At 53.1% G+C, this 13500-nt stretch carries 9 protein-coding genes; 2 read left to right on the forward strand and 7 right to left on the reverse strand.

The window, feature by feature from the left end:
• Position 1: 1 nt before the first annotated feature.
• The gene (locus AC27K1_RS15765) at positions 2 to 553 is read left to right on the forward strand and encodes a response regulator (protein ID WP_487151778.1); all 552 of its coding nucleotides are present in this window, start codon (positions 2 to 4) and stop codon (positions 551 to 553) included.
• A 29-nt stretch (positions 554 to 582) separates the two neighbouring features.
• On the opposite strand, the gene plsB is transcribed toward AC27K1_RS15765, so the two are convergent.
• The 7 genes from plsB to exaC form a co-directional block, all read right to left on the reverse strand.
• Positions 583 to 3048 (reverse strand): glycerol-3-phosphate 1-O-acyltransferase PlsB, encoded by a 2466-nt coding sequence (plsB, locus tag AC27K1_RS15770; protein ID WP_487151779.1) that lies wholly within the window; start codon positions 3046 to 3048, stop codon positions 583 to 585.
• Between the two features lie 143 nt (positions 3049 to 3191).
• On the reverse strand, positions 3192 to 3569 hold the full coding sequence (locus tag AC27K1_RS15775; RefSeq protein ID WP_487151780.1) for a hypothetical protein: 378 nt from the start codon (positions 3567 to 3569) through the stop codon (positions 3192 to 3194).
• Between the two features lie 50 nt (positions 3570 to 3619).
• Entirely contained in the window at positions 3620 to 4453 is an 834-nt protein-coding gene (locus tag AC27K1_RS15780; protein ID WP_487151781.1) for a methyltransferase domain-containing protein, read from the reverse strand.
• Between the two features lie 250 nt (positions 4454 to 4703).
• Positions 4704 to 5978, reverse strand: a complete 1275-nt coding sequence (locus AC27K1_RS15785) for a protein kinase domain-containing protein (RefSeq protein WP_487151782.1) — start codon at positions 5976 to 5978, stop codon at positions 4704 to 4706.
• 261 nt (positions 5979 to 6239) lie between these two features.
• Entirely contained in the window at positions 6240 to 7376 is a 1137-nt protein-coding gene (dapE, locus tag AC27K1_RS15790; protein ID WP_487151783.1) for a succinyl-diaminopimelate desuccinylase, read from the reverse strand.
• A gap of 133 nt (positions 7377 to 7509) precedes the next feature.
• Positions 7510 to 8142 carry an endonuclease III gene (gene nth / locus AC27K1_RS15795; protein WP_487151784.1) on the reverse strand — a complete coding sequence of 211 codons (633 nt, stop codon included), beginning with the start codon at positions 8140 to 8142 and terminating at the stop codon, positions 7510 to 7512.
• Positions 8143 to 8277: 135 nt separating this feature from the next.
• Positions 8278 to 9798: an acetaldehyde dehydrogenase ExaC gene (exaC, locus tag AC27K1_RS15800; RefSeq protein WP_487151785.1), complete on the reverse strand. Its 1521-nt coding sequence runs from the start codon at positions 9796 to 9798 to the stop codon at positions 8278 to 8280.
• A gap of 768 nt (positions 9799 to 10566) precedes the next feature.
• Here exaC and AC27K1_RS15805 point away from each other — a divergent pair.
• Positions 10567 to 13455 (forward strand): RBR family RING finger protein, encoded by a 2889-nt coding sequence (locus tag AC27K1_RS15805; protein WP_487151786.1) that lies wholly within the window; start codon positions 10567 to 10569, stop codon positions 13453 to 13455.
• Positions 13456 to 13500: the final 45 nt, after the last annotated feature.

Consider the following 13500-nt stretch of genomic DNA (forward strand, 5'->3'; position numbering starts at 1 on the left):
CATGAGTAGTCGCAGTTATCGTTATCGGGTGCTGCTGGTCGATGACAATCCTAAACCGGTTGAGACGTTGCGTAACCTGCTGACATCCCGGGGATATGGGTGTGAAGTGGCCCTGACCTGGCGGGATGCACTGGCACAGGTGAAACGGCAGGTATTTGACCTGGTGGTGAGTAGTTATCGATTAAAGGACAAGACTGGTGTCATGCTGATTCAGGAAATGCAGGGACTCAAGCCAGGGTTGGCAGGATTGGTACTCAGTAATTTCAGTGATATGAAAGCGGTTGCGCATGATACCCGGCAATCGGATTCCATACAGTTTATGACACGCCCTTATCTGGACGATAAACTGCTGAAGACCGCTGAGGATGCGATCAGGGCCTCCAAACAACAGAAGATGGCGAAATTCGAAAAGTCAGATAATGATTATCTTCTGGATCACAAGGTCTATAGTCACAGTGCGATCAGTGATCTTGAGCGAGTCTATCCTGGTATTACGCAAGGCGTCTGGGATGAATCCATTGACAAGATCAAGTGGCGGCGTCACAGGCGCTAACGCCTCGGCCGCCACATGAAAAACGCAGGTTAGCTGCCCGCGTGGGTCACCTGAAGAATACTGTGGCGGATCTCACTGGGCAGCACCCGACGGGCATCACGTGCAACCACGGCAATCTCCTCACCAAACTCCAGCTTGTTATCCGCATTAATGCGAACAACGCCATTGGTTTGCAATTCCTCGATAAAATGCCGGAACAGTGTTTTATCAAAGAATTCCGGTGCATTGAGGCCGTGAATGATGGACAGGCGCTGCGCCATATCCCGGCTTTGGCCTTCCAGGGATTCCGCATCCACTTCACCGGAACCGTTGCGCAGCATCAGGCTGATCACAACATAGAATCGCTCCAGTGCCTGCTGGATCGGACGCGACAGGATGGTCAGCGTAATGAATCCGGTGCTGCCGGATTCGGGACGCCGTAGCCGAGTGCCGTCAATGGTCAGCAGGCCAGCTTCTGCCATGGCGGACAACCAGCGTTTAACAATGTCGTCAAGCGCTTCAATATCCCATTGAAGGAACAGCTCGGATTTCAGGTAGGGATACAGAATCCGACAGAAATTGATGACTTCCTGCTGCTCAATAGCGTGGCTGTTGGCAAACATCCGGCTGATCAGCGAGGGGATGGCAAACAGGTGCAGGATATTGTTGCGGTAATAGGTCATCAGGACCGCATTGCGGTCATCCATACGGATGATATCGCCCAGGCTGTCGGTCTGCCGGTAAACCATTTTCATGGCTTCGACATAGCGGATCATTTCCTGGCCGGACATGCTGGTAGGCTGGGTGGTATGGCTGTTGTAGGGAACCTTGGCGAGCAGTTCCTGACAGGCCTCCAGCTGGATCACCAGTTCTTCTTTACCCAACGCGTGGCGAGGTGAACTCAGAAGCACCATGGCGACCAGGTTGACCGGGTTGATGGCTGCTGCGCTGTTGATTCGGCTGGCAATCAGGGTGCCGAGCTGATTGGTGGTATCCCACAGCCAGGCAGGGCGGGGATTGTCACCGTACTCCTGTTCTTGCCAGGCCGGTTGGGTCTGGTTAAGGAACTGGTCGAGCAGGATGGGTTCACCAAAGTTGACATAGGCGTGGCCGAAGCTGTTTTTCAGGCCGGCGACGGTGCGAATAATGTCCAGTGGTGATTCTTTTTTCTTCGCCTTGCCATGCAGTTCACCCAGGTAGGTGTTCACTTCCAGCAGTTTTTCATAACCGACATAGACAGGGATAAAGGCAATCGGCTTACGGCTGTTACGCAGGAAGCTGCGCAGGGTAATGGACAGCATGCCGGTCTTGGGGCGCAGGGTGCGTCCGGTCCGTGAGCGGCCACCTTCGACAAAGTATTCCGTCGGAAAACCCCGGGTGAAGAGTGTGTGCAGGTATTCGTGGAAAACCGCGGTATAGAGCGGGTTGTCCTTGAAGCTGCGGCGCATGAAGAATGCCCCGCAACGGCGCAGCAGGGAGCCGACCAGCGGCATGTTCAGGTTAATGCCTGCGGCAATATGCGGTGGCTGCAAACCCTTGTGATACAGCACATAGGACAACAGCAGGTAGTCGATGTGGCTGCGGTGGCAGGGCACATAAACCAGTTCATGGCTGCCCGCCAGTTCACGGACGGGTTCGATGTGATTGACGTCCACACCGTTGTAGATCTTGTTCCAGAACCAGGTCAGCAGGATGTCCAGGAACCGGATGGCGGAATGGCTGAAGTCGGAGACAATCTCGCGGGCGTAATCCCGGGCCTTGGACTCGGCTTTCTCAAGGGGAATATTGCGGGTTTGTGCCTGTTCGGTAATGGCTTTGCGAACACTATCAGACCTGATGATACTGTTGACCAGGGTGCGCCGGTGGGAGAGGTCCGGCCCCAATACGGAAGCGCGTGTCTGGCGGAAGTGAACACGGAGAATACGACCGATCTTGCGAAGTGTCCGGTTATGGTCTTGCCCTTCGTCAACGATCTCACGCAGTGACAACGCCGGGCTGAAGTTCACCAGGGTCTGGCGGCCATGCATCAGGATTGCCAGGAATTTGCGGAACCGGCTGCCAACGTTGTAGTTCCAGGCAAACAGCAACTTCAGCGGGGAATCTTCCTTTTCCGGCGCACGGCCCCAGAAAACGCTGACGGGTACAATCTGCACATCCTGCTCCTGGTTGGCTTCAACCGCATTAACCAGTCGCACCAGCCGGTCAGAGTGGTACATCCGCTCCCGCGTCAGAAACAGGCCTTCCGGACGGGCAAGGAAAAAATAGGCGTGCTTTTCACTGATCGCCTGGCCTGTCAGTGGCGCGTAAGGTCGGGGCAGGCCGGCTTTCTGGCACTCGCGGTCCAGCACCAGCAGGTCAGACAAAGAACGGCTTTGCAGGACGTAAATGATCGGTTTTTCGGCGTCCAGGCCGAGCGAATCAAAGGTGTTGTTCTGTACCCGGGTCCTGACCCAGAAAAACATAAGCCGTCGCAGCAGGTTGAACAGGAAACGGCTGAGTTGGATCGGTTTATCCATAAAAGTCTGCAGATTCGGTGACATGGTGGTGAAACTGGCTGTAAAGCTCCGAAAGCCCGGGTCCATGCCTGCACCATCATCGTGCAGGCTCAAGGGGCGTTATTCTATCACCGGGCAGGGACGCCAGACAGCCGTTTAGTGGTTTATGCCCACTCGATCAGGCGCTCTTCACCGTTTTCGGCGATCTGCCACCATTCATCCATGTTGGCGCTTTCTTCCTGCCAGAAGGCGCCGTTACAGCGGATCTGGCAGTTCAGCGCCGTATGGCAGGCACGGGCACAGTCGACATCACTTTCCCAGGGGGTGTCCGGTGAATTGAACCAGATGCTGGTCCAGGCCTTGCCGGCGGCATCTTCCACAACGGTGACGGGGATCGTCCGGCCATTGAACGTCAGGTTCAGCGAATGGCTGCGTCCCTGTTGCGTCACATCCGACAGGTCGTCGGCACAGGTCTCCAGCCAGGAAAGGATGGCGTCGATCGGCGTGCGCTTGACGTAAATTTCAATATCGGGCTGCTGCATGGTCTGTGTCTCTGTGGGCTGGTCGGCGGAAGGCCGGTGTGCAAGCCGGGCTACGGTGTCAGTTGAAGGATGTAGCGCTTGATCTCGGCCGTGCACTGGAGCTGGTGCAATGTATCCAGTCGCTGGCGCTGGGCGGCGCTAATATGCCAGTTATGGGGCGTCATGGCTAGCAGATCGCTGATCTCAGCTGCGCTGTTGAGGCAAAAATCCGCCTGAATGGTGTGTTCGCTGATAATGCTGAATGTTTCCGGCATGCTGTTCAGGACTTTGCCGGCCGGGTAGCTTCGTACCTCTTCATAGATTGCTTCGCGCAGTGACATCAGGTGATTGGCCCCAGGCGCCAGGATGATCAGATGGCCGCCAGGTTTGAGCGCCCGCGTAAATGTCTTCCAGTTAATCCGGGAAAAGATGCTGACCACCAGATCGGTGCTGTTATCCGCCAGTGGCAGGTCAGCCACACTGCCAATCAGCCAGTGAATGGCACGGCTGCGCCGGCAGCAGGCCCGTATGGCGGGCTTTGAGATATCCAGCGCATACAAGTCGGCATTGGGCAGGGCGGTTTTCAGCTGGTGAGTGTAATAGCCTTCGCCACAGCCGGCATCCAGGATGACGGGCGCCTGCCTATCAGTGAGCAGTTGCGTCGCGGCGTGTGCGACTGCATCACTGACTGGCTGATAATGGCCTGCGTCCAGGAACCGGGTGCGGGCGTCCACCATCTCCTGGTTGTCACCGGGCTGTCGGCTCTTCATCTTATGGCTCAGCAGCAGGTTCAGGTAGCCTTGGCGGGCGAAATCGAAACGGTGCCGGGAGGCGCACTCCATACCCTTGCCCGAAAGCGTCAGGGAATCACGGCAAACAGGGCAACAGAGAATGTCCGTGGGCATTACAGGGGGGGATGCTGGTGTCATCGGCGGGCAACTGCAGGCTGGTAAGGGTAACGGACAGCGTCCTGTTACCGGATGGATGAATAAAGGGCGATGGCATCTTATCAGAAATACAGATCTTTTGCCTGCGATCCTTGTGGATGTTTGATCATCTGCGAAGGAACGCCCACAGACAGGGCCATTGATATGACCTGCAGCAAGAGAACATGCACAGTGTCAAAACATTGCTGACCGTATGTCGATACCCGGATTATTTGTCAGGATGATGGGATGCCCTTGCGGGCAGAGGCAGTTGGGAAAGTCTGTCCTGTTGAAGATCGGCGATACGCTTTGGATGAGCCCGTGCATCGAATTCAGTTGTTAACAGGGCACAGGATACAGTGACCAGGACCTCTTCTGGCCAGGAATACTGTTGTCTCCTCATGTAGGAAACAATGCTATGGATTGCTGACACCGATCCATCACTGGCATCCTGAGCTTTGTGAACCACCTCTTGTTTTATTGCCCGGATTGGCCTGGAACCAGGTTGGAGATTCAATAGTGATTCGATAATAGCCGAGATATTCTTATTTATAATGGTTTCTCTTTCAGGCGGAGTGTACTTTTGTAAATGCTTGAAATAATCCGTGGCATCATATTCTTTATATTCTTCCGGCATGATAGTGCGTAAGGTTCCCCCTTTTAATGCTATTTCTATCATTGTCATACCGTATGACCAGTAGTCTGATTTGCAGTTGTATAGTTTTCCTTGAAATGCTTCCGGTGCCATAAAGAATAATGAGCCGCTTAACATCTCACGTTTTGCACCATGGGTTTTTGATAGTCCAAAATCACAGAGTTTCCATCGGCGATCATATCCTCTTAATATATTGGTTGATTTGACATCGCGGTGTACAATGAATTTTGTGCGCAAAAAGGATAAACCCAATCCTATGTCGCGAATACACAGCCGCGCTTCATATTCTGTTAGATCGTGTTGATGTTCCGCGAGAAAGTGTTTTAAATCGATAGAACACAGTTCGAGTAATAATATTGTTTTCATTTTGTAAGAGCATGACGCCAGTAGTTTGATAATGTTGGTATGACTTTGTAGTTGTTTTAATGTTTTTTCTTCATCAATTATTTGCCTGTTTTCACTGTGGATTTTTGATTCTTTGAATGCTCCCCTGAATACTTCTGCTGCCTTTTCTCCCGCTTTCCTTTCTGAGCTGTAACGCCTGTAAAACAGAATCCCTGAAAATTCTCCTTGAGTCTGTGGTGTTATTGCATAGTCGACAGCTTGTTTTTGTTGACTTGGCGGTTTCGAGTATTGCTGTTGTCTGTAATCATCATAATCGGCAAATGTCTGTTTAATATCTATTTCATCGCCATAGATAATCTGGATGTCAGTAACACGCGATGATTTTGCACCGCCGATGGAAAGCTGCGTCATTTGGGACTCCATATCCTTTAATTCCTGTGCGCTCGCAGGTTGAGCTGCAGACGCATGAGATGAGGCAGGTGACGCTTTTGGTGGAATATTCATAGAGTCACTTTGTGTAAGATGTTGTTCCGCAATGGCTAATCAATAAGAAAAACACAGGCTAATAAATCGTTCATCAGCCATCTCGTTAGAGTGGTTTAGTGGTGGAAGGTTTATTTACTGCGGAATTTTGTCTTTATGGTTGACTATAAGGACAGAAGATCCAGAGATCGGTTGGTTCAGTATTGAGTGGCGGGTAAAAGGTGTCAGACCTGCCGGGGGCATAGATGTCCCCGGCGCTGTTAATTTTTCTATTGTTTATTGTCAGGTTAATAGATTGACCATGATCTGTTCATAGATATTACTGAGAATATCCAGATCATCGGCTTTTACACACTCATTGATCTGATGAATAGTCGCATTGCAGGGACCGAGTTCAACCACCTGGGTGCCGGTAGGCGCAATGTAACGGCCATCGGAAGTGCCGCCCGTGGTCAGTAGCTGGGTTTCCATGCCAGTGATATCGCGGATAGCAGCGACTGTGGCATCAATTAATGGCCCTTCGGAAGTTAGGAACGGTTGGCCGAACAGTGTCCAGTTCAGGTCATATTCCAGATTATGTTTTTTCAGGGTTTCCTCAGTGCGTTCCCTGAGTTGCTGGTCGGTTTGCTCTGTCGAAAAGCGGAAGTTAAACATCACGTCCAGTTCGCCAGGAATGACATTGCCGGCGCCGGTGCCGGCATGAATATTGGAAATCTGGAAACTGGTGGCCGGGAAAAATTCGTTACCTTCATCCCAGGCGGTTTCAGTCAACTCTGTCAGTGCCGGTGTAGCCCGGTGAACAGGGTTATCGGCAAGGTGTGGATAGGCGACATGGCCCTGATGCCCTTTGACAGTGAGTTCACCCGTCAGTGAGCCACGTCGTCCATTTTTTACGACATCTCCCGTTTTTTCCGTACTGGAAGGCTCGCCGACAATGCACCAGTCAATTTTTTCGTTGCGGCTTTCGAGCATTGCCATGACTCTCTGGGTGCCATTAACGGCCGGGCCTTCCTCGTCGCTGGTGATCAACAGGGCAATGGAACCTTTATGGCCGGGATGCCTGGCGAGGAAGCGCTCAATAGCTGTGATCATGGCCGCCAGGCTACCTTTCATATCGGCTGCACCGCGACCATACAGGTAACCGTCTTTGAATGTCGGGGTAAAGGGCGGGGAATCCCAGCGATCCTCAGGGCCTGTGGGCACAACATCGGTATGGCCGGCAAACGCCAGCACCGGTCCACGGTTACCACGGCGTAACCAGATATTATCCACGTCGCCATAGCGCAGTCGCTCAATCATAAAGCCAAGCGGGGCAAGACGGTCGGCCAGCAGATCCTGGCAGCCAGCGTCGTCCGGTGTGACTGAGGGGCGCGAAATCAGGTCACAGGCGAGTGTGACTGTGGGCGAATGTGACTCCATTGATGCTTCCGGTAAAACTGTTGTCATTATTAAAGAGACGCTATCTTAGCAGAATGTATCCGTCGTAGGTGTTGTCATTCCTTTCAAGCAGGTCAGGCGGGCAAACCAAACGACGGCTGCCAGCCACACATTGTTATTCTGTTTTGTCCCGATACTCACACAGATCTTCAATAATGCAGGAGCCGCACTGGGGCTTTCGGGCCTTGCAGACGTAACGGCCATGGAGAATCAGCCAGTGATGCGCATCAATCAGGAATTCCCTGGGTACCAGTCGTAGCAAACGCTTTTCGACTTCCAGCACATTCTTGCCCGGGGCGATACCGGTGCGGTTGGAAACCCTGAAAATATGGGTGTCCACCGCCATGGCCGGCTGACCAAAGGCGGTATTAAGGATGACATTGGCGGTTTTTCGGCCAACGCCTGGGAGTGCTTCCAGGTCTTCCCGGTTATCCGGTACGACACTGTTATGTTTGTCGATCAGCATCCGGCAGGTTTTGATGACATTCTCTGCCTTGCTGTTAAACAGGCCGATGGTTTTTATGTATTCCTTCAGGCCGTCAACGCCGAGGGCGTAGATGGCTTCCGGCGTATTTGCCACGGGATAGAGTTTACGGGTCGCCTTGTTAACGCCAACGTCGGTGGCCTGGGCCGACAGGATTACCGCGATCAGCAGTTCAAACGGCGTCGTGTATTCCAGCTCGGTGGTAGGATGCGGATTATTCTCACGTAGACGTTCAAAGATCAGTCTGCGTTTTTCCTTGTTCATTTATGATGCCCTGGATTCTCATCAAACGGCGGCATCATAGCATGACAGGCAGTGGAATGTGGGGACTGTCGACGGTAGTCAGTTGTACTGACAACACAAGTCCCGGCTGGATCAACCAGCCGGGTTTGGCAGGGCTTAGAAGAAGCCGAGCGGGGAGCTATCGTAGCTGACCAGCATGTTCTTGGTCTGCTGGTAGTGATCCAGGATCATCCGGTGGGTTTCACGACCAACACCCGATTGCTTGTAACCGCCAAAGGCAGCATGTGCCGGGTAGAGGTGGTAGCAGTTGATCCAGACACGACCTGCTTCAATACCACGACCCATGCGCTGTGCACGGTTCATGTCGCGGGTCCAGACACCGGCGCCAAGACCAAACTGGGTATCGTTGGCAATAGCCAGTGCTTCCTGCTCATCCTTGAAGGTGGCAACGGACAACACAGGACCGAAGATCTCTTCCTGGAAGATCCGCATGCCGTTGTTACCCTTCAGGATGGTCGGCTGGACGTAGTAGCCGTTGGCCAGTGCGCCGTCCAGTTGTGCGCGGTCACCGCCCAGCAGGCAGGTGGCGCCTTCTTCCTGACCGATCTTCATGTAGCCAAGGATCTTGTCCAGCTGGTTCTGGCTGGCCTGGGCGCCGATCATGGTGTCGGTATCCAGCGGGTTGCCCATTTTGATCTGGCGGGCGCGTTCCAGCACCTTTTCCATGAATTCGTCGTACATGGATTCCTGCACCAGTGCGCGGGACGGACAGCTGCAGATCTCACCCTGGTTCAGGAACGCCATCAGCATGCCTTCGACAGCCTTGCTGATATAGTCCTCTTCCTGCTGGAGGATATCCGCGAAGAAGACGTTCGGTGATTTGCCGCCCAGCTCAACGGTGCAGGGAATAATGGATTCCGCCGCACAGTGCATCATGTGGGAACCGACCGGCGTGGAGCCGGTAAAGGCCAGCTTGGCGATACGCTTGCTGGTGGCCAGCACTTCACCGGCTTCACCACCGAAACCGCTGACCACGTTGACCACGCCGGCGGGCAGCAGGTCGGCGATCAGGTCGATCAGCATCAGGATGGAGGCCGGGGTCTGGCTGGCGGGCTTCATGACCACACAGCAGCCTGCGGCCAGGGCCGGCGCCAGTTTCCAGGCTGCCATCAGCAGCGGGAAGTTCCAGGGAATGATCTGGCCGACAACGCCGATCGGCTCATGGAAATGGTAGGAAGTGGTATTGGCGTCGATTTCGCCAATGGTACCTTCCTGGGCGCGGATGCAGCCGGCGAAATAACGGAAATGGTCAACCACCAGGGGCAGGTCGGCGTTCAGGGTTTCACGGATCGGTTTGCCGTTTTCCCAGGTTTCGGCGACGGCCAGCATTTCCAGATTCTGCTCAAGACGGTCGGCAATGCGCAGCAGGATGTTGGAACGTTCGGTGGTGGAGGTCTTGGCCCAGCTGGCGCGGGCCTTGTGGGCGTGGTCCAGTGCCAGCTCGACGTCGGCGGCGCTGGAACGGGCAACTTCACAAATGTGCTCGCCGGTCAGTGGCGAGTGGTTGGTGAAGTAGCGGCCTTCGAGCGGTGCGACCCACTCGCCCCCGATGAAGTTGTCGTAGCGGGGCTTGAAGTGAGCCAGTGCGCCTTCATGGCCGGGTTGTACGTAGATCATGAACCTTGGTTCTCCGATGCTGTACGGATTGTGTTGTGGTTATCACCCGTTGTGGCGATGTCTACCAGGATCCAATGATGGTACGAAAGTAGCACGTATGTAATTAGGCATTTGTCGCATATTTGTGGAAAAGGGCGAAGCTTGATGCTTTGGGGACTCGGCTGACAGTGAAAGGCTGTTTGTGTTAGTGCTGATGAATCTAACGATATTCAGAGGGTTTTGGGGTGTTTGTGTTTTTCACCCAACAGTGAAAAGCCTGTCTATGGTGATAATTTTTTGAATTGTTATCGTATCTGACCTTTTGCTTACAGCTTCGTATGTTTTTTTGTGTTTAGTTACAGGGTGCTACTTGGCTTATTACGTAATGACTAAAAGGGAATTAACAGGGTTATGGCGGCAGCAGTTAATCCGCAGGCACCGGCCCAACAGAGACAACTGCAACCACCTCGACAAGCGAATTGTCTGGTCAGGTGCTACAGGGCCATAGGTCGATGTATTGCCCATTGCTTTCAGGTACTGTGGGACAACCTGTGCTGTTGCATCCCATGCGGCCATCGACAGATACAAAGACAACCCAATGTGCAGCCATGGGTCATCCCTGGTGGTAACAGGCTCGGACGCAGGCCGCCAGTCAATATGGGCAGTCAGCCGGGCAGCCCGGCTGTTTCACCCCTTCCTTCGCTTCCTGCCGTACCTCAACAGCCAGCAGTCAGCAATCGCCAAATTGCAGATATTATCAATGCAAGTTGGGCTGTTGCATCTGATGATGTGGTTGCTGATCTTGCCCGGGCTGTTCTGCTACAACGGCCAAACCGGCTTTCGATTGAGCAGGCTGGTGGAATATTAGGGCGGGATCTGGAGCAGGATGATTTGCCTGAAGCCATCAGGACCAGGGGTAATGGCCTGCTGGCAGCAATAGCAGGTGAAGACACGGATCAGGCTCGACAGCAGGCATTTCAATATCTGCAAAGCTGTGTAACAAATCCACTCAATGTGCACCAGCGACGTCGGCACTCTTTGCCAACAAACCGTTTGACGGGGCATATGCAGCAGCCTGAAGCCATGGACCCGACAGCAGGGGTTCCAGAAGTCGGTGGAGCGCATCATGGGGAGCACAGGTCTGCCGAGAGTGCGGGGCCTGTGGCGGGTATGGAACAAGGCGGTGTGGGAGAACAGAGAGAAAGAAGTGCTGAAAGCGGGGAGGATGACGAACCACTGGAGGGTGCCGTAGGTTATACAGCACCAGGAACACAGCAGCAAGGGTTGAGGTCTTTATTAGACGCTTATGCTGCCAGTCCCATCGGGCGTTCAGCGGATTTCACCGGAATACAGCATACGACGCATTCTATGCAGGAAATGCTTCAGGGTGACATACCGTTTATTGATATTGCTTTGGCCGCTATACGGGGAGAGCGAGGTCTGCGGGATGTTCAGCGCCTGTTATTTCGTGAGGGGATTCGTGATGGCATTAATAGCCCGGCATATGATGGGGTGCTTGGCCAGATTCCTCATAATGCACGGCAATATTTTGATGCTATTGTCAGGCAGTCAATGGCGCGTGATGTTGATGAAACCGCACTGATAGCCAATGGGTATGCTTATTTGGAGGCGTGTAACCGTCAGGATCAGCCTGGTGATGCTGTAGCACGAAGAGGTATCCGGGAGGAGGACGGGGGCCATCAATCAAGGTTGCCTGAGCACAGGGAAGGGCTGGTTGATACAGAAGCAGGCGATCACCATGTTTTGCCTGAAGAAGATGCTGAACGTCATTTCTTCGCTATGCCTTATGGGGGCTATCAGGCTGAACCTGGCCCCTTACCCCCGGTTCGGGACTATGGCGGTGCACGTCCAAGAACGAGACCTGTACCCACGGTAGCTGAGGCTCGAAATGACAGTCTTAGCCCACCTCATTCCCTGGTCATGCAAAATGCTCAACGCGGCCGAAGAGGGTCATCACCTGAACTCACGTTGAGTAGTCGTTCATCGTCTGATTTTGACCGTGACTTGTACCGCTCAATCAGACATGTGGCCCGAACGCCTGCCGGTGAACTCGTGAGGCGTAATCAGGGGCGTGATCGCGCCGCAATAGCAGGTGCTTCGTTGGAGATTTATCCGTCACCTGGTGATGCAACCAGTGAGCCTGCAGGGGTGCAGCTTGCTCGATTGCTGGTGGATGAGCGATGGAGAGAGGCCCGGGATTTGTGTCGGGATGAGAGGCATCAACGCGAAGCAGGCTTTCAGTGGCTTCGAACCTTTGTTCTCCGTGATCAAATGGATCTTGCCCGGGCTCATGGGTTTGTACTTCTTCGAAATCAGCGTGTTTCTGCAGACCGGGATATCCACAGGGATCAAGGTGCTGCCGGTATCCATGATGAAAACACGGCAGGAGAAGACATCAGAAATCGCCCTGTATTGGGTGAGCTGTTGATCAATCAGAACGCTGACCGCATTACTGCCCCAGGCAATGAAACGCTATTAGCCAGTTTGGTGCCATCCTACCGGGTTATGCGACCTGATGTGTTTTCAGCGAATCAGCAGCAGGAATTTCAGTATTCATTAGCGCAGGGACTGCGTTCTATAAGAACGACGGGGATGCTTCCCGTCGAAATCGGGGGGCGTGCTTCTGCAGAAGCACTGGAGCCGCCAGCTGAGAACGCAGGGCGCGAATCAGGCGCTGACAGTATTACTGTTCAAAGGCCGGAATCAGACATGTTACCCGCCGGTGCAACCTGTCTTATTTGTGGGGATTGTGCAGCCATTTTACTGCCTTGCTGTAGTACCGAGGATAACCTCAGGTATTTTTGTAGAACGTGTTTGAATAATAATTTCAGCGCGAGACTGGAGCCTGAACATTATGCTGACTGGGCTAACAATAATAAAACGGTCAAGTGCATGAGTTGTCAGGCACTAGGCAATAGTACAGGGCGTCTAAGTGTTGAACACTATGGTTATTTGCTGAATGAGAACATTGCGACGCAATTAGTTCAGTTTTATTTCAGATGGATCAATAAGCATGAAGGCGAACGGGATGTACGCTGTCCTGAGTGTAACACCGTGGGTATTGCTCCAAGAGGAATTGACACGTTTGTCTGCGTCAACAATGAAGGGCATCGCGGTGGTGGTGCGAGGGATGTCTGTACCAGGTGTAGCCTTATAAAAAATGCCAATCACGAATGCCCAGCCAGTCCGGAACAGCTCTGCCGTCACAAAATCGGCGAGTTGAGACGGGCGATAGATCGACCGGATGAATACCGGCTTTGTCCAAACCCGGATTGCGATATCACCATTGAGAAAGACCAGGGGTGCAATCATATGCAATGTAGAAAGTGTGGACAGCATTTCTGCTGGAACTGCCTGCGCTCATGGACGGATTGTTTTAATAATCCAGAGGCTGAACGTCAACGGGATTTTTTTAGCTGTCGCTCAGAATCCGTGGATATTGCGAGAATCGCAATGCGTGATCAATATCGGGAGAGGTTGTATGCACAGCTTCATGAATATCGAAGGTTGGTCGGTGAAGATTATGCCGTTGACCCTTCGGAAGATAAAGTGGCGAAATTCAGAGTATATACCAGCCAGGATGCAACAACCGTTCGGTATATGAGATTACCTTCCTCCGCCAAGATGATTCGGGACTTTTTGGCGAGAAATGCTTAAGCCTTGACTGACCGCCTCATTGTTAGGCGATCAGTAGCACGCTTT

This window comes from Kistimonas ophiarachnellae (genome assembly GCF_057552235.1).